Source organism: Salinispira pacifica (assembly GCF_000507245.1).
GTDB classification, from domain to species: Bacteria; Spirochaetota; Spirochaetia; order DSM-27196; family Salinispiraceae; genus Salinispira; species Salinispira pacifica.
On sequence record NC_023035.1, the window covers coordinates 3,102,114 to 3,121,780 of the forward strand.

At 53.6% G+C, this 19,667-nt stretch carries 21 protein-coding genes; 9 read left to right on the top strand and 12 right to left on the bottom strand.

Features of this window, described 5'->3' with window-relative positions; all coding sequences use genetic code 11:
• Positions 1-277: 277 nt before the first annotated feature.
• The 3 genes from L21SP2_RS13555 to amrB are packed head-to-tail and all read right to left on the bottom strand — an operon-like array spanning position 278 to position 3,118.
• Positions 278-1,384, bottom strand: coding sequence for a radical SAM protein (locus L21SP2_RS13555; RefSeq protein WP_024269125.1), 1,107 nt, complete (start codon positions 1,382-1,384; stop codon positions 278-280).
• Complete coding sequence (gene amrA / locus L21SP2_RS17535) at positions 1,381-2,085, bottom strand: AmmeMemoRadiSam system protein A (protein WP_024269126.1); 705 nt, start codon at positions 2,083-2,085, stop codon at positions 1,381-1,383. Before amrA ends, L21SP2_RS13555 begins: the two co-directional genes overlap by 4 nt.
• Positions 2,075-3,118: an AmmeMemoRadiSam system protein B gene (gene amrB / locus L21SP2_RS13565; RefSeq protein ID WP_024269127.1), complete on the bottom strand. Its 1,044-nt coding sequence runs from the start codon at positions 3,116-3,118 to the stop codon at positions 2,075-2,077. Before amrB ends, amrA begins: the two co-directional genes overlap by 11 nt.
• Before the next feature lie 122 nt (positions 3,119-3,240).
• Here amrB and L21SP2_RS13570 point away from each other — a divergent pair, with 122 nt between their 5' ends.
• The 3 genes from L21SP2_RS13570 to L21SP2_RS13580 are packed head-to-tail and all read left to right on the top strand — an operon-like array spanning position 3,241 to position 5,432.
• Positions 3,241-3,537 carry a hypothetical protein gene (locus L21SP2_RS13570; protein WP_024269128.1) on the top strand — a complete coding sequence of 99 codons (297 nt, stop codon included), beginning with the start codon at positions 3,241-3,243 and terminating at the stop codon, positions 3,535-3,537.
• The gene (locus tag L21SP2_RS13575) at positions 3,537-4,022 is read left to right on the top strand and encodes a flavodoxin domain-containing protein (RefSeq protein WP_024269129.1); all 486 of its coding nucleotides are present in this window, start codon (positions 3,537-3,539) and stop codon (positions 4,020-4,022) included. The genes L21SP2_RS13570 and L21SP2_RS13575 overlap by 1 nt, the downstream gene beginning before the upstream one ends.
• Before the next feature lie 21 nt (positions 4,023-4,043).
• Complete coding sequence (locus tag L21SP2_RS13580; RefSeq protein ID WP_024269130.1) at positions 4,044-5,432, top strand: MATE family efflux transporter; 1,389 nt, start codon at positions 4,044-4,046, stop codon at positions 5,430-5,432.
• Here L21SP2_RS13580 and L21SP2_RS13585 read toward each other — a convergent pair.
• Positions 5,359-6,522 carry a DNA-methyltransferase gene (locus L21SP2_RS13585; protein WP_081719636.1) on the bottom strand — a complete coding sequence of 388 codons (1,164 nt, stop codon included), beginning with the start codon at positions 6,520-6,522 and terminating at the stop codon, positions 5,359-5,361. The two genes, L21SP2_RS13580 and L21SP2_RS13585, sit on opposite strands and share 74 nt — an antisense overlap.
• 240 nt (positions 6,523-6,762) lie before the next feature.
• Between L21SP2_RS13585 and L21SP2_RS17540 the strand changes: the two genes are divergently transcribed.
• Complete coding sequence (locus L21SP2_RS17540) at positions 6,763-7,668, top strand: hypothetical protein (protein WP_024269132.1); 906 nt, start codon at positions 6,763-6,765, stop codon at positions 7,666-7,668.
• On the opposite strand, the gene L21SP2_RS13595 is transcribed toward L21SP2_RS17540, so the two are convergent.
• Entirely contained in the window at positions 7,638-8,180 is a 543-nt protein-coding gene (locus L21SP2_RS13595; RefSeq protein WP_024269133.1) for a gamma carbonic anhydrase family protein, read from the bottom strand. The two genes, L21SP2_RS17540 and L21SP2_RS13595, sit on opposite strands and share 31 nt — an antisense overlap.
• Positions 8,181-8,273: 93 nt before the next feature.
• Here L21SP2_RS13595 and L21SP2_RS13600 point away from each other — a divergent pair, with 93 nt between their 5' ends.
• Positions 8,274-8,759, top strand: a complete 486-nt coding sequence (locus tag L21SP2_RS13600; protein WP_024269134.1) for a hypothetical protein — start codon at positions 8,274-8,276, stop codon at positions 8,757-8,759.
• A gap of 71 nt (positions 8,760-8,830) precedes the next feature.
• Here L21SP2_RS13600 and L21SP2_RS13605 read toward each other — a convergent pair whose 3' ends face one another.
• Positions 8,831-9,646, bottom strand: a complete 816-nt coding sequence (locus L21SP2_RS13605) for a YoaP domain-containing protein (RefSeq protein WP_024269135.1) — start codon at positions 9,644-9,646, stop codon at positions 8,831-8,833.
• 12 nt (positions 9,647-9,658) lie between these two features.
• A complete protein-coding gene (locus L21SP2_RS13610) occupies positions 9,659-10,591 on the bottom strand; it encodes an AraC family transcriptional regulator (protein WP_041401621.1) in 933 nt (310 codons plus the stop codon).
• Between the two features lie 161 nt (positions 10,592-10,752).
• Here L21SP2_RS13610 and L21SP2_RS13615 point away from each other — a divergent pair, with 161 nt between their 5' ends.
• Entirely contained in the window at positions 10,753-11,736 is a 984-nt protein-coding gene (locus L21SP2_RS13615; protein WP_024269137.1) for a beta-ketoacyl-ACP synthase III, read from the top strand.
• A 75-nt stretch (positions 11,737-11,811) separates the two neighbouring features.
• Here L21SP2_RS13615 and L21SP2_RS13620 read toward each other — a convergent pair whose 3' ends face one another.
• The 5 genes from L21SP2_RS13620 to L21SP2_RS13640 all read right to left on the bottom strand — a co-directional run bounded on the left by L21SP2_RS13620 (position 11,812) and on the right by L21SP2_RS13640 (position 17,098).
• Complete coding sequence (locus L21SP2_RS13620; protein ID WP_024269138.1) at positions 11,812-12,333, bottom strand: gamma carbonic anhydrase family protein; 522 nt, start codon at positions 12,331-12,333, stop codon at positions 11,812-11,814.
• Between the two features lie 245 nt (positions 12,334-12,578).
• Positions 12,579-13,478, bottom strand: a complete 900-nt coding sequence (locus L21SP2_RS13625) for a tetratricopeptide repeat protein (RefSeq protein ID WP_024269139.1) — start codon at positions 13,476-13,478, stop codon at positions 12,579-12,581.
• 108 nt (positions 13,479-13,586) lie between these two features.
• Positions 13,587-14,162 carry a Pr6Pr family membrane protein gene (locus L21SP2_RS13630; protein ID WP_144083014.1) on the bottom strand — a complete coding sequence of 192 codons (576 nt, stop codon included), beginning with the start codon at positions 14,160-14,162 and terminating at the stop codon, positions 13,587-13,589.
• Positions 14,163-14,345: 183 nt separating this feature from the next.
• Complete coding sequence (locus tag L21SP2_RS13635; protein ID WP_024269141.1) at positions 14,346-16,025, bottom strand: L-lactate permease; 1,680 nt, start codon at positions 16,023-16,025, stop codon at positions 14,346-14,348.
• 62 nt (positions 16,026-16,087) lie between these two features.
• Positions 16,088-17,098, bottom strand: a complete 1,011-nt coding sequence (locus L21SP2_RS13640) for a 2-hydroxyacid dehydrogenase (protein ID WP_024269142.1) — start codon at positions 17,096-17,098, stop codon at positions 16,088-16,090.
• A gap of 359 nt (positions 17,099-17,457) precedes the next feature.
• On the opposite strand from L21SP2_RS13640, the gene fabF reads away from it, so the two are divergent.
• The 3 genes from fabF to L21SP2_RS13655 all read left to right on the top strand — a co-directional run bounded on the left by fabF (position 17,458) and on the right by L21SP2_RS13655 (position 19,508).
• Positions 17,458-18,717, top strand: a complete 1,260-nt coding sequence (gene fabF / locus L21SP2_RS13645; protein WP_024269143.1) for a beta-ketoacyl-ACP synthase II — start codon at positions 17,458-17,460, stop codon at positions 18,715-18,717.
• Positions 18,718-18,988: 271 nt separating this feature from the next.
• Positions 18,989-19,216, top strand: coding sequence for a hypothetical protein (locus tag L21SP2_RS13650; protein WP_024269144.1), 228 nt, complete (start codon positions 18,989-18,991; stop codon positions 19,214-19,216).
• A complete protein-coding gene (locus L21SP2_RS13655; protein WP_024269145.1) occupies positions 19,197-19,508 on the top strand; it encodes a YbjQ family protein in 312 nt (103 codons plus the stop codon). The genes L21SP2_RS13650 and L21SP2_RS13655 overlap by 20 nt, the downstream gene beginning before the upstream one ends.
• Positions 19,509-19,667: the final 159 nt, after the last annotated feature.

The window sequence follows — 19,667 nt, forward strand, 5'->3', positions numbered from 1 at the left end:
TCTGCCCGGCGACGGCCAGAAAAAAACTCAAAAGACGCCGAAACAGGTCATATATGCACCCGGAACCATAATTGAACGATCATTCATTTCAGACCTACGTTAATCGTAAACACCGAGTGTTTTTGTCAGATATTTCTACTATAGGACGACATTGTGAATCTGGCAAACAGAAAAGTGTATTTATTTATAAATATCCGGGTATCGATAAAAAAGCGCTCATTCCTGAATGTCATTCGTGAATTTTCGCTGAATCCGGTTCTTCCGCCGCCCATGTCCCTCAGTCATATCTTCCGTAGAGAGCTGTACCGCAGTCAGGACAAAAAGCCGATCCCCCGGGATCCGTATGACTATGCCGGCGGCCGGTTTTTTGCTGATTTTTCCGGGTCCGGACACGGGACCGGATGCGGTACCCGTCCCGGTGTATCAACTCTGCACCGCAGCTGGAGCATCGGGTGTTGCCGTAGCCCTCCACCCGGGCATTCCCCAGATATATATGGGGGATCACGCCCCGCTGCCTGAACTCATCTATTATATCAGTAACAAAATCCGGAGATGTGGGCGGGATATGACTCATCTTATAGGCGGGATGAAACAGACTGAGATGCCACACCTTGACGCCCCCATCCTCCAGCTGCTTTCCGATTTCTACGATCTCATCCCGACTGTGAAGATCCTGGATCACCAGGGTTGTCACCTCCAGAACATGGTCGGGGGAGCGTGCGATCCTTCGGATATTTTCCATCACCGGCTTAAGGCCGCCTCTGCAGTAGCGTGGATAAAAATCACCCGGGCCTTTCAGGTCGATGTTGAAGGCGGAAATCTGCTCCATAAGCCTGCTGCATGCATCGTAGGAGTAAAATCCGTTACTCACCATAATGCAGCTTGCGCCCCGGGCATTCACTTCCCTGGAAACGGCGAACATGGAATCCTGCCATACCGCCGGTTCGGAATAGGTGAACGCAACGGGAATCTTTCCGGCATCTTCCCAGAGGGAAGTGATCTCTTCCGGGCTGTAGGCCCGGTACTGCCCCGGATGGCGGTACTCCCGGTGCACCAGTTGATAATTCTGACAGAAGCTGCAGCGGAAATTGCAGCCGAAGGCTCCCAGGGAAAGACACCGGCTTCCGGGGTAAAAATGGTACAGGGGCTTTTTCTCCACCGCTTCGCTTCTGGGGGGGATAAACTCCATGGGGTAGCGGCTGATAATTTCGCCTCCCCGGCGCAGCCGTACGCCGCAGCGGCCCTCCTCACCGTCGGCAAGCCTGCACTGGAAAGCGCAGAAGTCACAGGTAATTCTGTCTGAATCTGCCGGGGACATGCGGGTGCCCGATTTCTGATTTTGATTTTGAGACTGATCCCGGGATCGGGCCTGCTCCGGGGTCATGATGGTGCCCCCGGGGAGATATCAGGATCGGATTCAGACATATGGAGAGAAGAAAACAGCTGGAAACTCATCCGGGGATCCTGCCAGGCATGGGAAGGAAGCCCGGCCTTGAGACAGAGGCGCTGAAGAGTGTGCGAGGCATCCCACCCCTGTTCAACGGCAACCTCCGGAAGAAACACCGCCGAACGGCCGGAAAGAGAGATAATAATTCCGTGTTCACCCACCCGGAATGCTTCCGGCCCCTCTGCAGGTTCGGGCGGGCTGAGAAGTGAGAGGGAAATTTCGCATTCAGGGAGTTCGCCGGCCTGAAGGGGCGGAAAACGACGGTCACGGAATGCCGCATTACGGCTCACCGCGGCCAGGCTGTGCTCCAAAGGCTGGTCTGTAACAATCCGGCCGATACAGCCCCGCAGCTCCCGGGATTTCTTCAGAGTAACGAATAATCCGCAGCGAAGTGAGAGGAAGGGTTTGAGAAGCACCCGCTCGTCCCCGGAAAACTCCACGGCTGAAACAGCCGGAGGATCAAAAGGAGAGGCGGAAATTGAATCGGAACCGTGCCCCGGTACATCCCCGGAATCCGTCCCCTCCATGCCCAGATCGTGTCTCAGCACCCGGCGGATGTATGCCAGAAGGAGGAGCTTCTGCCGTGGATTCGGCGACGGAAGACCGGATGGTCCGCTGGAAGCCTGGTCAGGACTCATACCACACCCCGCTGCAGTAGGATACCGAGTTCTGACTTCCGTCATAGAACTCCTCCAGAACATCGTCGCCGCTGAAATTGAAAACGGGGTGGGGTTCGCTGACTCCACCGGGTGCCGGTGCATCCAGCGCCCCCAGAGTTGCGGAGCTGTAGTATGCGCAGAGCCTGCCTGAGAGTCCCCTGATGGAGGCAAAACGGGCGAAGGCGAGAATTCCGGCAATACCGCAGATGCTGGGAGGAACGTTCTCACGCATAATCTCCAGGGCATCCTCCCACCGGCCTGCGGCGGCAGCTGAGGCAACAGAAAGATCCCGCAGCCTGAGCCTTCGCCTGGCATCACTGCTGGCAAGACCTCCCGCCGGCGTGTGGGAGAATCGGGGCCCGTAATGACTGTAATCACTGCTGACAAAGATCCGGGTTTTCCGGCCTCGGGCCTCCAGCTCAGCAATCCGTTCATCCAGCTGCCGTCCAAGCTCAATGATCTGCTTCCGTGCAGCATCCCGATTTGCCAGATCCAGCCGGGGGGTGAGCAGAGGCTCAAGGGTGATGGATGAAATCTCCGAATCTTTCCGGGGGGCGGTTCCCGGAAGCTCTCCCCGGATCAATGCCCCAATCCCCGGAAGAAGAAGTTCAATCGCATGCTCGTCTTCCACCGCCCGTTGGGCAAGGGGATATCTCACCAGCCCCCCCGGATTCCTGGGCAGCTGAACCCTCAGGTTTCCATAGGGAGTTTCCATGGAAGAAATATCAGCTGAAAAAAATTCATATCCACGGAGAAGCTGATAATGGCTGGGTGCAATGAGAATAATGTGGCTGTTCTCCAGACTGAACTGCTGAAGAGCCGCAAGCTGAGCGGCGGCGGAGTAGACAAGTCCTGCATGGGGCAGCACCGCCCCGAACGCCGTACTGGCAGGTGCCGGCGGTGCACCCCCAGGGTGGAGAGATAGCTGAGCCTTCTGCCAAATTCGGTCCAGAGACCGGATATCAGCAGGATACCAGGCACCGGCAAATTTCAATGCACGAATCCCCTTCATACTTTCAGTCTAATCCTCTACAGGGCATGGCACAAGTTTTCCAAATACAATATATTGAACAATGACCTCCGGCAGTTCCCCTGAGAGGCGGGGGTCCAACCAGAACCATCACAGGAGTCCATATGGATATGAGTGTTTTCGAAATTATCATGCTGGTCTGTTTCGGCCTGGCGTGGCCGTTCTCCATCTACCGGTCGTGGAAATCCCGGCAGATTGCAGGTAAGAGCCTGGTTTTTCTCTTCGCCCTGCTCATCGGGTATATTTCCGGTATCTTTCACAAGATATTTTATTCCTTCGATCCGGTGATCTTTTTCTATGCCCTGAACGGTACAATGGTGCTGATCGATATTTCGTTGTATTTCAGAAATAAATACCTGTATATTAAGGAAACAGGCGAAGCTAAGGAGACGGTGGAATAATGGTACTCATAGTATTTTCCAGTCGCGGCGGAGCGACCAAAGACATTGCATTGAAAATTCAGGAAGGATTACGAACCTCGGGAATTAAGGCGGATGTGGAAGATGTGAAAAACAAGCCCGACCCTTCAGCATACTCAACCGTCATTTTGGGTGCGGGAATCCGGGCCGGATCCATAACAGGCGCCATGAAACGGTACTGGCAGCGAAACGAAGAAGAACTCACCCAACGAGCGCTTCTACTTTATGTCTCCTCAATGGCAAGGGGTGAAACGGGAAAAGAATATGTGGACAGCAACTTCAGCCCCCGGCTTCTGGCCCATGCACGCTTTGCGGGCAGCTGCGGCGGCAGAATCCGTCTCGAAGAATTAAGCGGATTTGCCCGTTTTATATTGAAGAAAGTGGCCAGCATCACCGAAAACCAGGAAAGTCTTGATGAGAAGAGCATAGAAACCATCATTCAGACTGCTCAAAGCGCAGAAGACTGACCGCAGCAAAAGGCAGGAAACTTGTCCCAGGAAAATTTTCTCAAACCGGGAACCGGCATTGAACCCAGTGAAAAGCGGGATGTATACCGCCAGCTGCTGCTCATCGCCGGTCCCATTATGCTCACGAATTTCCTCCAGACCCTGTACAACCTTACAGACACCTATTTCCTTGGACAGCTTGGAAGAAATGAAGTAAGTTCCCCGGCTACCAGCTTCAATATTATTTTTCTGCTCATCCTCTTCAGCGGCGGCTTCAGCCATGCGGGGCGGACGCTTATCAGCCAGGCGAAGGGACGGGGAGACCCGGAACGCAGCGATTTCTACCTGGGGCAGCTTACCGGCATGATGCTGCTGGGCGGTCTGATCATCACTCCCCTGATCCAGATTGCGATTCCCGCCATACTGCGTCTGATCGCGGTTCCCGAAGTCATTTACGCACCCACCCTGGGCTACCTGAGGGTGGTTCTTGCGGGCCTTCCGTTTATGTTTCTCACCTTTGCCCTTCAGGCGGCATTTCAGGGCATGGGCGACAGCATGACGCCGTTTATTATCAATATGATATCAGTGGCTGTGAACATTCTTCTGGATTGGCTTCTGATATTCGGCATTGGGGTCTTTCCCGCCATGGCAGTGGCGGGGGCCGCCTGGGCGACCTTCATCGCACGGGCCTTGAACGCCATCCTGGCATTGGCGGTACTTCTGTTCCGGGACAGCGGCCTGCAGCTGAAACCCGAAAATCTCCGCCCAGACGCCAAAGCGTACAAGCTGATCATTCGAATCGGACTGCCCGCAAGTCTGGGCCAGAGTGCTGCAGCCCTGGGCTTTACCGTGCTGCAGGGCATTATCAACAGCTTCGGAACTGCAGTGATTGCCGCATTCAATGTGGGAAGCAGAATTATCAATCTCTTTATGATGCCGGCAATGGGTCTGAGCCAGGCAACATCGGTGATGGTTGGGCAGAAGCTGGGTGCACGCCGCCGGGACCTGGCCTTTCTTGCCCTCCGCCAGGCAAGTCTCACCAGTCTGGTGTTTATCAGTATTTCCATGACTGTCACCTTCTTTTTCGGCAACTCGGTGACGGGATTCTTCGTGCCAGATCCCCAGGTGATCCGATGGGGGGCGATTTTATTCAGGCTGGTGAGTCCCTCTGTGGTGTTTTTCGCCCTGTTCACCGTATTCAACGGAGCATTTCAGGGAAGCGGAGACACCAGACCGGTTGCCGTCCTGAATACCATGCGCTTGTGGGGGATCCGTCTTCCGGTTGCTTTTCTTCTGGTGACAGTCCTCGGCTGGGGCCCGGAAGGGATTTGGATCGGAATGATTCTCTCGAATTTGCTTACGGCGATGTCCGCCCTTGTTCTTCTGCTGAAGAGGCCGTGGTACGCGAAGCTTGACCCTGACGATATTTAGTCGGCGGGGAATCCTCATACCGGGCCTGGAAGGTGAATCTCGGATTGCCGCCCCTGTGTTCAACTGCCCCCAGCTCCTCCAGTATCTGGAGTTTCAGCTTTCGCTCCTGGGCGGTCATCACCGGAAATCCGTAGTGAATATTTTCATATTTCAGCTCTTTTCCTGATGTCTGCCTGCTGTGTACAAACTGAAGATGATCCTGAAGCCGTTGATACTGCAGCCCCATGAGGTAATCCCGGGAATTGGTGAAATCATCTTCCATGCTCTCGAGAATTCTTCCGTCCACCTCAAATCCCACAGAGTTGCGGCCTGAGGCCGCTGCTGCCAGACTGGTGGTGCCGGTGCCCAGAAAGGGATCCAGCACCGTATCCTGCTGTGCACTGAACATTTGTATGAGGCGGAAGGGGATCTCCATGGGGAAGGCTGCGCTCCGGGTACGCATAAACAGCTTGTCGCTGCGGAATTCCGGGATGCTCAGGTGCTGCCGCGCCCCCCGTATCTCCCAGAGATCGGAGAACCAGAGGTTCCGCTCCTCCCAGAAATAGGCCGAGCGCCGACGCAGCTCCTTTTCATCGCTGGTGCTGAAACGGCGGTTTCCGCCCTTCCGTGCAAGAATGATGTGCTCGTGTTCCAGCGTCACATACGCTCCCCCGGGAAGCATACCGCTTCCCATAAACTTATTGGGTGCGTTGGTGGGCTTCCGCCAGATGATCTGGGGAAGAATATGAAAGCCCAGTCTTCTGAGCGTATGGATAATGCGGCTCTGATTGTGAAAAAGCCGGAAATGCGCTCCCAGTTTACGCGTCGCATCTCCGACATTTATTGCAATCATTCCGCCGGGGATCAGAACCCGGAAGCATTCCTCCCAGACTGAGTCGAGCATCACATGCATGCGCTCAAATGCCTCCGGCCCCTTATCTCCGGCAAGTACCGACCCCAGTTCGGGGTCAAAACCGCTGAACTGTTCATCCCACATTTGGATCATGGGATAGGGAGGCGAGGTCACCACCAGATTCACCGATCCGTCTTCCAGCTGCCCCATGCGTCCCGAGGATGCGTGGAAGACTCTATGTTCTGTTGCCTCAATCATTATGTATCCTGATGCCCTCTCTTCAGGAAGGCTGCCCCGCTCTCTCCAACTTCTGGTAGTATACGACTACCTTCACAGTATGTCTAGTCCTGGAAAAAAAGTCTAGCGATTTTTCCGGATTTTTCGGATATGCTCTTTCTGACGCCCCGAAGAATGTTGAAACACGCCTTGATTCTTCAAAAAGCACGGCGGGCTCAAACCCATGGGGTGCAACCACTCCCGTATGAATAAGGAAATACCATGCCGCAGAAAACCGAAGTGCTGAAAAACAGAATGGAGCAGCTGGCCCGGTCCCTGCAGAACAACAGCGATGTCCTGGGACTTCTGGGACTGGGCTCGGTAGGCGGGGAAATCGAAAGGCTGGATGATTTTTCCGACCTGGATTTTTTTCTCATCGTGAAGGAAGGCAAAAAGGCAGACTTTCTCAAAGATACCCGCTGGCTGAGCCTGGATGGCGCCCGGGTAACCTGGATATTTCAGAACACCCCTGACGGGTTTAAACTGTTTTATGAAGACGGGGTGTATGCGGAAAACGCAGTGTTCACATCTGACGAATTGAAAGAGGCTGAATATGCCCCCGGCCGCTGGTGGTTCCGCAGAGAGGAGCTGGATGAGGCTCTGAAAAATCCCTCAGCCCGAGTCCGTGACCCATCCCGTAACCATGCAGATCCGAACGATGCAGATCCGCATGATGCAACACGAAGCACTGCAGACCCGGAAGAAGGAGCTGAAAAACGGGGCGGCAGCCCGGGCGTTCAGGTTCCTTCCAGAGACAGCTCCTGGCTTCTGGGAGAGATACTCAGCTGTATCTATGTGGGAATGTGCAGATTTCAACGGGGGGAGAAGCTTTCAGCCTGGAGATTCATCAGCGGTCATGCGTACTCCATGTTTCTGGAGCTTCTGGAAATGACCGCATCGGAGCGGGGTGTGGAGGTTTCGCCTGAGGCCGCGGTTCGGGATCCGTACTCCATCGAGAGGAGAATTGAACTCCGCCAGCCGGAAATCGAGGACTGCAGCTCATCCATCCTGCTGGGATACGACAGCATACCCGAATCCGCCGCCAATTTCCTGGATATCCTGGAGGATCAGTTCACCGTCCCCCGCGTACCTGCTGATCAGATCCGCGGGCTGTCCAGACTCTTCTGAGCATAGGCAAAATAGCGATCGGCGCTGGCGGGCAGATCCTTTATCTCATCGGGTGTCAGGTCCCGAACCACCTTCGCCGGAATCCCGGCAACGAGAGTGCCTGAAGGAACACGAAACCCCGGCTTTACCACCGCTCCTGCGGCAACGAAGGCGTTTTCCTCCACCACCGCATGGTCCAGAACCACTGCGCCGATCCCGATAAGGGAGTAATCGTGCACCGTGCATCCGTGAAGGGTTACCTGATGTCCCACCGTGACCCCGTTTCCGATATTCAGGGGAGCGGTATCGTGGGTAACATGGAGCATACAGTTATCCTGGACATTGGTACGGGTACCGATGCGGATGTAGTGAACATCCCCCCGGATCACCGTGTTGTACCAGATACCCGAATCTTCACCGATCTCCACATCACCGATAATTCTCACACCGTCTGCAATAAAAACATTCTCTGCAATGTTCGGAATTGTATCGCCGTAGCTGTATATGCTGTAATTTTCTGATAAGGTTCTCATTTTCCGTGAGTATATGACTTTGCCGCATGAAGGGCAAACTCAATACGGCTCGTATCACGGTGAACAACCCAAATAGATATAGAGGAAAAAATTATGCTCGACATTCTGTACTACGCTCTGGCCCTTTTCGTATTAATCAGCGGAGGGTATACCCTGAGCCGCATTTTGATCAGACTGTTCAAGGTTGGAAGAATCCAACGAAAAATTATGCAGAATAAAATTCACAGCAGAATTATTTCGCCTGCAGAACAGGAATCGTTCCGCACAATCTATAAAAAGGAAATTCCGGGTTTGAAAGAGCTGAAAGTGTACACAGTAACCGGCCCCCTGGACTGCACAGGGTTCAGCAGCCAGGGTCGGGAGCATTTCTACTTCTTTGCAGGAGGAGTCCGGCTGCATCAGGGGGCCACAACACTGGTGATGGATGGCATGAAGCTTCTTGAAACCATAGCCTCCCGGAACCCCGACCTGCCCGCCTCCCCTGACAATTTTGAAATCGTATTCCCGGACAACAACACTTCCAAACCGGGCTATCTTCTCAAAGCCAATTCGTTACAGCTTGCCCATTGCATTTCCTGATCCAACCAGGATTCGGTTCCTGCATGCCGACACCCGGGAATTGCCCTGAGAACTGCCCGGGGATCTGGTGATCAGCTCTTCAGAAATTTATCGATCCTGGAATCCATACAGGCGCTGACATCCGTGGTGACAAAGCGGCCGTTGTAATACATGGAAAACAGTGTTGCAGGTGAGCAGGCGTCCCGCGCCTGTTCACGGCTTTCAATTCTGGTGATATGCAGGGGGATTCCCCGTTTTTCCGCACTCTCTTTCAGAGAACGGGTTACGTGATAATCCGTGAACACGCATCGATGTGAATAGAGTACGGAGATCCCGTCTTCCCCGGGGACCTTGCCGGTCTTCACCGAGTCCCGGAAAACCGGCGATACGGGCATGGTGACAGGAGAGGTGTTTCCGCCACCTGGTTCGTTCGCAGTTTCGGCCGCTGGTTCGGCCGCTGACAGGACAAGCAGCTCGAAGCCGTCCTCTGTGGAATCGGCAACGGTAAAGCCCTGGCGTTTCAGCCACGCACCGTCGCTCATGAAATGGAATTTCTTCTTCCCGGTTATGGCGGCAAGCCCGGCTTTACCCTGCTTTCGGGCATCTTCAAGGGCCGATGCCAGCAAAGCTTTTCCGTGTCCGCTTTGCTTGAATCGCCCGGAAACCCAGAAACAGCCCAGTATCAGATACCCCGGGGCATCCACCGGAACCCAGGCATGCTCGGCAGGGCCGTACTCGATAAATACTTTCGCCCGCTCATCCAGCTTGCGAAATACGTACCCTTCATCGAATCGCTCCCCAAGCCAGGCTTTTTTCATTTCGTAGCTCTCCCGGCTTTTTTTGTCGGATATCCCGCAGCAGATGTGTTCGCCGGCCAGATTGTGTTTGTCCAGGGTGATGTAACTCATTCAACTCTCCCCCTATTTCAGTTTTTGAACAGGAACGCAGATATCCACTCTTGTCACGCCGCGGTTTCGATCATGGCAGTCCGGCGCATAGCGTTCGTATGCGAATCCGTCCCGGGGTTCCAGTCCGCGGCTCGGCAGGATATTCCGGTACAGGTCGCTCCATGCCCCTCCGTACTCCCGGTTTCCCGGTTCGTAGCGGGCTTGAATGTACAGACCTTCCTCCAGCCGGATGACATCCGGATTTGCCACAGCGTCCTCCGGTTCGTCCGCTTCGAATCCCATGGAAACCCTGAGCTGCTGATCAGGGGTAATACCCAGCGGATTGTGGTAGATCACGTAGATCCGTTTCTTTTCCGGGGATATCAGCCCGTAGCGACGGCTCATATCCGAATACAAGTCCCGGAAAAAGCCCGGATCACCCGCAAAGGCTCCCTGCCTCCGGACATAGGCGATGTTTCGCGCCGGCTCTTCCTTCAGATCCACCCCCAGGGGCGTTATTAGCCATTTCCCGTTCATGCTATTGGAAAAATTGTAGCCTGATCCGCCGGTGTGGGCATGATCAATCTTGCGCATTTTCCCGAAATCCTGTCCTTTCTGCTTTTTTCGTCTCCAGATGGAAGGGCTGAGTCCCAGTTGTTTTTTGAATGCCCGGGAAAAGGTAGCGGCATCGTTGAAGCCGCAGCTGTATGCCGCTTCTGTTACGGAGATGGAGGTGGTAAGAAGGCGGGCAGCAGCCCGTTCGATTCTCAACCGGATAACGCAGGCATAGAGGGATTCGCCGGTTACAGCCTGGAAGATCCGGTGAAAATGGTATGGGGATATTCCCGCAAAGGAGGCAATTTCATGGATGCTCAGGTCGGAGTGAAAGTGATCCTCAATATAATCCAGAGACCGGTTCACTTTTGAAATGTAGTAGTCGGCAGTCTGTCTCTCTCTGTCCAACACAGGGCACCCATGAGCAACGTCAAAATCAATTCCCCTGAATTATATCGTTGTTTTTTAGTCCAGTGAACAGCCCCGGCCGGGGTTGAGAGATATGATCAGGGGTGAAAAACCACAGCAAAAACCTGTTGTGGCCGATCCCCTTCCCGCCCTATACTTGGGTCATGACTATCGGAATCAGTGAACTCAGCTCATATGTACCACCCCGGATTCTGAGCAATGAAGAGCTCAGTAAACAAGTCGATACCAGCGACGAATGGATACAGTCCCATACAGGCATCAGGGAACGGCGTATCTCCGATGACGGAACCTTCGCATCGGACCTGGCGATTGTTGCGGGAAGTGAAGTCTTAAAGCGCCGCGGTCTTGATCCCGGAGATGTGGACCTGGTGCTGGTTGCCACATCCTCTCCGGACTACAATCCCTTTCCTTCCACCGCCTCTCTGGTCCAGGAGGGACTGGGCTGTAAGAATGCAGGGGCATTTGATCTTCAGGCCGGATGCAGCGGTTTTGTATATGGTCTGGAATCGGCAAAGGGCATGGTGGCCGGAGGAAGCATGAAGCGGATCCTGGTGATCGGCAGCGAAGTGCTGAGCAAAATCACCAACTGGAAGGACCGAAACACCTGTGTGCTCTTCGGAGACGGCGCAGGAGCCGCCCTGGTGGAAGATACCGGCCCTGAAGGACATGTTATTCTGGATTCCTGGCTGAAATCCAAGGGCTCGGACGCCGGTGCCCTGACTCGGGAGGCGGGAGGAACCAGAGTTCCCGGAGCCCCCGAATCACCTGACCCCCGGAAGTTTACCATCAGCATGAACGGAAAAAAGGTGTATCTCTTTGCAGTTGACGCCATCGTCCGAACAATCAAGGCACTGTGTGAACGAAACGGCAATGCTCCCGAGGAACTGGACTGGATCGTGCCCCACCAGGCAAATGCAAGAATCATCGAAGCTGCGGCAGCCAGGCTGAAACTGCCCATAGAAAAGTTTTTCATGAACCTGGACCGCTTCGCCAATACATCGGCGGCGTCCATTCCCATTGCCCTGGAAGAGATGCGGGAACGGTCTCTGCTCTCCCCCGGGCAGACGCTTCTCACCGTCGGCTTCGGTGCAGGCTTGAGTTACGGTGGAAACCTCATCCGCTGGTAATTGCACCGGTTCATCCATAGGTAAATCGAACCGAATATTACCGTATGTTAATCCTGTGTGTGGTGCGGGGGCATGCTACCCCACCGGTTCGCAGCCTTCCTGGTGATCCCGGGCCATGTCCACATACGCCCGGGCGTTCGCCTGTATTTTCACCAGCATCTGATCATCCACCTCTTTCACGGCCTTCGCCGGACTTCCCACTATAAGAGAGCGGGGAGGGAACTTTTTTCCTTCGGTGACCAGTGCGCCGGCGCCCACCACCGAGCCCTCACCCACTTCAGCTCCGTTGAGCACAATTGCACCCATGCCGATGAGGCAGTCGTTCCCGATGCGGCAGCCGTGGAGAATCGCAGAATGGCCAATGGTGACTCCGCTTCCCACTTCCAGGGGCAAGTCGGTATCTACATGAAGAACCGCATTGTCCTGTACGTTGGTACGGTCGCCTACCCGGATCGGGGCCATATCCCCCCGGAGGCTGGCCGAGTACCACACACCTGTATCCTTTCCCAGGATTACATCCCCCACCACTTCTACATTCCATGCAATAAACCGGCTTTCTTTTGTATCGGGGCTGACGCCTTTTAAACTGTGTATCATTTCAACTCCATTGTTCGTTTAGTTATTTTTTTCAGCTGTATTTTAAGGCATTATACAGTGCACCAAAGCTTGTGAAAAATATATACACCAAAAATTTCCACGGTACCGATGGTGCCGGTTTTTTTTCAGGCACTACATATGCTGGTTTTTAACGGAAAAAACAGTGATTCACAAGCTTCCGTGCACAGCTAAAGCATTAAACTCTGACTGCAGAGAATGCAGCAGAATTACCCCTGGGCTGGGCTTTATTCCAGCGATTCCAATGCCCGTTCCACGTAATCCTGATTTATTGAATCGGGGAAATCCCTCAGCCGCAGAAAATACCGCCGGGCTGATTCGCTGTCTCCCAGAGTATAATAGACCCGGGCAATATTGTTTATGACGATGTAATCCTCCGGCGAAAGTGTTTCGGCTTCAAGGAGATAGGGAAGCGCTGCTTCCAGCTCGTTTTTCACCAGGTGGGACAGCGCCATATTATTGTACGCATAGGGATGCCCGGGAAATTCCTTCATTTGGGTCTCAGCGGCGGATCGTATTGCATCTATGGCAGTATCTCCCCCGTCATTAAACCAGTGACTATAGTAATCCTGTATATTGCCGATGAAAAACGCCTTTCCGTCTTCCAGCGCCTCATAATCAGACCAGAACCATTGATTGGCAATATCAGAGGATACTTCTATGGCATGTTGAAGCGCTCGGCTTTCTGCCTGATAATCACCCAGATCTTCCAGGGTCTTAATCTTCCCGAAGTGGATGTCCAGGCGGTCTGGATACAGTTCCAGGGCACGGTTTAAATAGGATATTCCCCGCCCGACCATTTCAGGGTCGTACTCAGTCTGCTCATACATGTATCCGATAACATCTCCCGTATCGGGATCGCTAATCGCCATGGAGCTTCCGGCCGGCTGATCATCCCGCTTCTCCATAACCATGCCGCTTGTGCGCCCCATGTTCAGGTAATAGTTGAACCAGGCGATGAGCATTTCCGGGTCATCGGGATTCCGGGATTCCCAATCGTGTAAATGAAGCTCAAGCTCTTCAAACGACTGATTATCCAGGAGTTTCAGATAATGAGATTTGTCGTCGGCATGAAGGGATGAGACCAGACAAAGCAGCGCCACACAGCACAGGGGGACATGTTTCATAGCATCTCCTGATCAATGGTATCACCAGGGGGCGGGCAAACTCAATCGGAAACTTGCCGGTTTTGCTCAACGCCCCGGCAGGTGTTGCTGTGCACGGCTCGAAGATGCTCAATCGCCATGCCGTTCCGGAACAATCCGCCGGTTGATAAATATAATCACCCAGGCGGCAAGCACAAATATCCCCACTACAGAGATGATCTGTGCAAGGTATGCGGCGGGAGGCTGAGTGAAGTCCAGGAAAAAGTAGCGGAAGTTCCCTCCGGCAGCCCCTTCCAGGCTGGCGAACAGGGCGTAGCCAACAGGGTAGATCAGCCATACACCCAGCTGATGCCAATGATGGGAACCCCTGGGTCGGTTTACCAGCCAATCCAGGAAAAAGAGCAGGGGCGTAATGCTGTGATTCAGATGAATCACCAGAAAATCATACCCGCTGCTTTCCACAGAAGGCGCGAGCATGGTGTTGAACACCAGCCCGGTTATCAAAATATAGAGAAGAACTCCACCGTGGAGTCCCGAAGGGAGCAAAGAAGCGGATCCGCCATCCGGGTCCCCTTCATCGGATGCTGCTGCCCGAAGTGCACCCGACGAGGATCCCCGTAATCCCGCAGATGCTTTGCGTCGGCGATGGAGCAACAGTGCGGTTTCCAACAGCAGATACACCAAAACCATAATATTACTCTGCACGGTAAAATATCCGAACACGTCGGCACCGCCGGAAAATGCATGGGAGAGTATCAGCCGGGAGAAGGTACCCAGGGCTGCGGAAATGAGGGCGGCGGCCCGGATTATCAGGCCTGCAGAACGGAGATTTTTCAGTATTCCTTCCCCCCTTCGGTGGGCTGCTTCAGCATGCTGCAGCGGGGCCGCTCATGCCATAAATACCGACATGAGTGCCGCCACTGCGGCGTACACCAGCAATGCCCTTGCTGTCCGGGTAAGAATATACCCTTCACTGCGCTTCAGAGCAAGTACGGACGATACCGCCACAATGTTATTGATGCACACCATATTTCCCATTGCGCCGCCCACCGACTGGAGGGCCAGAATGGTTGTGCGGTTCAGCCCCAGGTTTGATGCAATGGTATCCTGAATGGGACCGAAGGTGAGATTGCTCACCGTATTTGACCCGCTGAAGAAGCTGCCCACCGCACCCAGGAGGGCGGAGAAATAGCGCCAGGCATCACCGGTGGTTCGGGCCAGGGCATCTCCGATAAGGGCGACTGCGGCACCATCTCCCCCCATCATCATCAGATTAACGAAGACCAACGCGCCAAGCAGCGCCTTTGTGGGATTGATCATCTGGCTAACGCTTTGGGAGAACACCCGGGCAACGGTTTCCCTGCTGCTGCGGTACCACAGGAACGTCAGTCCGGCGATCAGCGCGAAGGGGATGATGCTGGGAACATACAGAATCTTATGACTCCAGTTCACTCCGGTTCCAAAAATATTGTTCAGCCCCAGGGTCAGGGAAGGAGAGATGGAGAATACCCCCAGACTGCCCAGTCCGGCAAAGGCCGCAGGCTCGGTAAGATTCAGCAGTCCCTTGAGTCCCAGCTGGGGGATCCTGGTAATGATCAGAATAAGGATGGTGCCCCAGAGGGGAAACGTCGCCTTCACCAGAGATTCGGATTTCTGAAGCTTTTCCCGGGAAAGGGCCTCAACAGAGCTTTCATCATGAATCCCGGCATGGGATGGGGAGTGAGCCCCGGCCCCGTCCTTCTCCGAAGGATGGAGCACATCCAGAAGATGCCCCTCTTTTTTATCCAGTCCCCAGCCCATTTTTGCAAATATCACCGAGGCAACCAGCCCGATACCGCCCCCCACCAGGGCAGGAAACTCGTAATTAAAGAACGCCACCCCAATGTAGGGAAGCACAGTGGCCCCCACGCTGAGATAGATATAGCCGAGATTTTTCCTGATATGCTTCCATTTCACCAGAAAGCTCAGTGCGATGATCGGAATAATGAGACTTGCCACTCCGTGGATGGCGGCGGACTTCACCCCGATTTCCAGTATTTCGGCACCGGTCAAATCGATTCCGGCAAATCCGAACCAGGTGGGCGTACCAACAGCACCGAAGGATACGGAGACCGTGTTCATGATCAGCGCCATAATGGCTACCCGCATTGCAGGGAAGCCCAGCCCAACAAGAACCGGCGCCGCCAGAGCTGCAGGGGTTCCGAACCCGCTGGCTCCCTCAATCAGGAAGGGGAACGCCCAGCCGACTATCATCAGCTGCCCCACCTTATTGGGGGTGACAGTGTTCAGCCAGCTGCGGATGGTGTTCATGGCTCCGCTGGCTTCCATGGTGCGGAACAGAAAAATGGCGCCCCAGATGATGAGAATAGGAGTCCATGCGGTGAGCAAACCGTCAAGAACGTTGGCGTGCACCAGATTGGCATCCCGTCTGAACACCACAAGCATGAGGAAATAGGTGATCAGAGCCGTAAGGGGCAATGCCTTGTGGCTGGGAGTGTTGTTTTTCTTCGTCATGAGATAAATGAGAAAAACAATGGGGAAAAAACTGAGTATTGTCTGAAGTATCATGGCGTTTCCTGTTTACTGTGTAATGTTACTGTGTACCGTAAAAAATCTGCGCTCCGGCCTTCTCAGCCGCCGTAGGCCTGTTCGGGGACCACAGAATTACCGCTTTCACCCTTCTCTTCAATTTCTTTCAGGTTGTTCAGAGTGGTCTCGGCAATATTATCCACCGCTTCCTTGGTAAAGAATGCCTGGTGGGCGGTAATGAGAACATTGGGAAAGGTCTGGAGGCGCACAAAGGTATCATCCTGAATCACCTGGTCCGAAAGGTCTTCAAAAAACAGATCCCCCTCCTCTTCATATACATCAAGTCCCAGATACCCTATCTGACCGCTTTTCAGCCCGTTGATCACCGCGTTTGAATCGATGAGAGGCCCGCGGCTGGTGTTGATCACCGTCACACCGCTTTTCATGGATTTGATGGCGTACTCGTTGATGATATGGTAGGTCTCGTGTGTCAGGGGACAGTGAAGGCTGATAATATCCGACTGTTCGTACAGCTTTTCCAGGCTGGTATACTCAACGCCCTCGGCCTTGAGCTCGTCATTGGGATATTTATCGTAGGCCAGTATTCTGCAGTTGAAGCCTTTCATCATCCTGCAGAAGATCTGCCCGATCTTCCCGGTGCCGATCACGCCGATGGTTTTTCCGTGGATGTCAAAACCCAGCAGGCCGTCCAGGGCAAAATTTCCTTCCCGGATCCGGTTATACGCCCGGTGGTAGCGCCGGTTCAGTGCAAGAATGAGACCCAGGGCGTGTTCCGCGATGGCGTAGGGGCTGTAGGCGGGAACCCGCACCACATGAAGACCTTCCTCATGGGCTGTTTTTAAATCCACGTTATTAAATCCCGCACAACGCAGCGCGATGGTTTCAACGCCCAGGTTTTTCAGCTCCTTGATGACCGGAGCATCCAGTACATCGTTTACAAAAACACATACCGCGTCATGCCCGGCGGCAAGGCTGACGGTGTTCATATCCAGACGGGCTTCCAGATAGGTAAATTGAAAGGACCCTGCTTCATTCGCCCCGTCAAAGGACTGGCGCACCCAGTTTTTGGTGCTGAATACTGCTATCTTCATATCTTCTCCTCCCGGGCAGGTGTTCCCGCCTCTGGTCAGTAGCTTGCATGGGAATTTATCATTTATATTTCATACCATATTTCCAGTCTCACGACTCCCCGGGGAAATGTCCAGAGTCATGGATGAAATATGAGTTATTTAATAAGTATATATATAGATATTATTTTATCTAATCAAGCAGTAATGAGTTTTTTCCGTTCTTTTCCGCCGCAGACGGGTTCAGTTGGCAGTCATATTCCCCTTTTTTCTTGAACGCCATTTGATTAAAACCGGATTTTACGGCATACTATTCAGATCAAATTGCATTTGCCGGATACAACCAGAATTCAGCGGCGAAGAAGACAGTGGAGATATCTGCAATGGAAAAAAAACGAGTAGTAATCACCGGTATGGGTACCATCAATCCCCTGGCTCACAACGTGAAGGAAACCTGGGAAAAAATATCCTCGGGGGTCAGCGGAATAGACAATATATCTTATTTCGATGCTTCGGAAATCAGTTCCCGGATCGCAGGGGAAGTGCGGGACTTCTCTATCGACGGACTGTACAGTGAAAGTTTCAAAAAACAGGCCAAGAGGATGGATGAGTTTACCCATTTTGCCATGGCAGCATCCAATCAGGCAGTTGCGGATTCGGGTCTGGATATTTCTGCAGATCCCTTCGGCACAGGTGTGGTGATCGGTTCGGGCATAGGCGGTCTTCCCAGCCAGCAGAGCAATGCCGCAAGCCTTGCCAAACGGGGCCCCCGGGGTGTGGGACCCATGTATATTCCCGCAACCATCGGAAACATAGCCGCCGGCGTCGTCAGCATGGAGCTGGGGATTATGGGCCCCAATATGGCCACCCAAACCGCCTGCGCCACAGCTAACCATGCATTTGCCGTAGGGTTGATGATGATACAAAGCGGATACTGCAGCTCCGTACTCGCAGGGGGGACCGAAGATTCGGTGGTTGAGATCTCTGTGGCGGGGTTTGCCAGAATGCAGGCCCTTTCCACCAATTTTAACGATACACCGGCAAAAGCCAGCCGCCCCTACGACGTGAACCGGGACGGGTTTGTAATCTCCGAAGGATCGGGAATGCTGATGCTGGAAGAGCTGGAGCACGCCAAAGCCCGGGGAGCTCACATATATGCCGAACTTGCATCGGTGGGAATGAGCGGGGACGCTCACGATATCGTGGTTCCCCACCCCGAGGGAGTGGGTGCTCTCCACTCCATGCAGATGGCAGTGGATCGGGCTGGAGTGAACATCGACGAAATTGACTACATCAACACCCACGGCACATCGACGCCTCTGGGTGATATTGCCGAGAGCAAGGCCGTATACAATCTTCTGAAGGGCCGTGAGGAAAACGTACACGTGGGATCCACCAAGAGCATGCACGGTCACCTGCTGGGCGCAACCGCTGCCCTGGAGGCAATCCTCTGTATACAGGCCATCAACAACTCCCTGGTTCCCCCGAATATCAATATAGATGAATTCGATCCCAAGGTTGCACTGAAAGAGGGAACCATCAACACCGAAGCGGTTCAGAAACCGGTTCGTGTGGCCGTTTCCAACAGTTTCGGTTTCGGAGGTCATAACTCCACAGTGGTGCTGAAAAAATACGAAGAATAATTTTTTGAAGTGCACCAAAGCTTGTGAAACGGCATTCAGCCGTGGGTAAGGCCCATATGTGGGGGCGGTTAGAAAACAGCTCCGCTGCCCATGGGGGCGCCTTTCATCAACATGTCCGAATCAATGTTTTTTCACAAGCTTCTGTGCACTGAATAAATTTTTTAAAAAACATGGATTTTTGTGAATAATCCTCCTTCAGATCAGGTATAGCTAATGAATATCACAACTCGCCGGATCGGAGATATCGCCGGTCCAGGAGGGAAGGAGCTACATGAAACGCTATCTGGCAGTAATCGTCATCATGATGATCTTCATTCCCCTGATTCTGGGAATGGGATTCTTTTACTACTGGGTGTTTACCCAGGTGATGCTGCACTGGATTCTCAGACTGCTCATCGCGCTGGGTACCCTGGCTATGGCGGGGGCATTCCTGGCGGTGTCCATACAGCGCTTTAAAGAGATCAAGGAGGAGGATTCGGATGATCTTAGTAAATACTGATTTTGTAAGCGGAAAAACCATTGAGACCATTGAAATGGTCAGGGGCTCAATTATTCAATCCAAGAATATCGGAAGGGACATTATGAGCGGACTGAAAACCATCGTGGGAGGGGAGCTGAAAGGCTATTCCCAGATGATGACCGAAGCCCGGGCCATTGCGACCCGTCGAATGGTTGAGCAGGCCGAAGAACTGGGTGCAGACGGAATTATCAATGTCCGCTATGCCACCAGTTCAATCATGTCCGGTGCTGCGGAAATACTGGTCTGGGGCACTGCGGTGAAATTCGTATAATTCGCTCCATGTCTCATGTGCAGCACATAATGCATGAAAAACTGAAGTGCTGATGCACGACTGGCAGGAGAAACAGGCAGGTTTCCCCTGCCGGGCGGCGGCCGTAAAGCTGTCCGGATGTTCCCGGACAGCTTTTTTTGCGCCTCCGGGACCATCCCG

Bases quoted from the DNA above. Each gene is read 5' to 3' on its own strand.
- L21SP2_RS13635 (WP_024269141.1), bottom strand. From the start codon at position 16,025: ATGATACTTCAGACAATACTCAGTTTTTTCCCCATTGTTTTTCTCATT.
- L21SP2_RS13555 (WP_024269125.1), bottom strand. From the start codon at position 1,384: ATGACCCCGGAGCAGGCCCGATCCCGGGATCAGTCTCAAAATCAAAAT.
- L21SP2_RS13570 (WP_024269128.1), top strand. From the start codon at position 3,241: ATGGATATGAGTGTTTTCGAAATTATCATGCTGGTCTGTTTCGGCCTG.
- L21SP2_RS13655 (WP_024269145.1), top strand. From the start codon at position 19,197: ATGATCTTAGTAAATACTGATTTTGTAAGCGGAAAAACCATTGAGACC.
- L21SP2_RS13625 (WP_024269139.1), bottom strand. From the start codon at position 13,478: ATGAAACATGTCCCCCTGTGCTGTGTGGCGCTGCTTTGTCTGGTCTCA.
- L21SP2_RS13585 (WP_081719636.1), bottom strand. From the start codon at position 6,522: ATGATTGAGGCAACAGAACATAGAGTCTTCCACGCATCCTCGGGACGC.
- L21SP2_RS17540 (WP_024269132.1), top strand. From the start codon at position 6,763: ATGCCGCAGAAAACCGAAGTGCTGAAAAACAGAATGGAGCAGCTGGCC.
- L21SP2_RS13595 (WP_024269133.1), bottom strand. From the start codon at position 8,180: ATGAGAACCTTATCAGAAAATTACAGCATATACAGCTACGGCGATACA.
- L21SP2_RS13600 (WP_024269134.1), top strand. From the start codon at position 8,274: ATGCTCGACATTCTGTACTACGCTCTGGCCCTTTTCGTATTAATCAGC.
- L21SP2_RS13620 (WP_024269138.1), bottom strand. From the start codon at position 12,333: ATGATACACAGTTTAAAAGGCGTCAGCCCCGATACAAAAGAAAGCCGG.
- amrB (WP_024269127.1), bottom strand. From the start codon at position 3,118: ATGAAGGGGATTCGTGCATTGAAATTTGCCGGTGCCTGGTATCCTGCT.
- amrA (WP_024269126.1), bottom strand. From the start codon at position 2,085: ATGAGTCCTGACCAGGCTTCCAGCGGACCATCCGGTCTTCCGTCGCCG.
- L21SP2_RS13575 (WP_024269129.1), top strand. From the start codon at position 3,537: ATGGTACTCATAGTATTTTCCAGTCGCGGCGGAGCGACCAAAGACATT.
- fabF (WP_024269143.1), top strand. From the start codon at position 17,458: ATGGAAAAAAAACGAGTAGTAATCACCGGTATGGGTACCATCAATCCC.
- L21SP2_RS13605 (WP_024269135.1), bottom strand. From the start codon at position 9,646: ATGAGTTACATCACCCTGGACAAACACAATCTGGCCGGCGAACACATC.
- L21SP2_RS13650 (WP_024269144.1), top strand. From the start codon at position 18,989: ATGAAACGCTATCTGGCAGTAATCGTCATCATGATGATCTTCATTCCC.
- L21SP2_RS13640 (WP_024269142.1), bottom strand. From the start codon at position 17,098: ATGAAGATAGCAGTATTCAGCACCAAAAACTGGGTGCGCCAGTCCTTT.
- L21SP2_RS13615 (WP_024269137.1), top strand. From the start codon at position 10,753: ATGACTATCGGAATCAGTGAACTCAGCTCATATGTACCACCCCGGATT.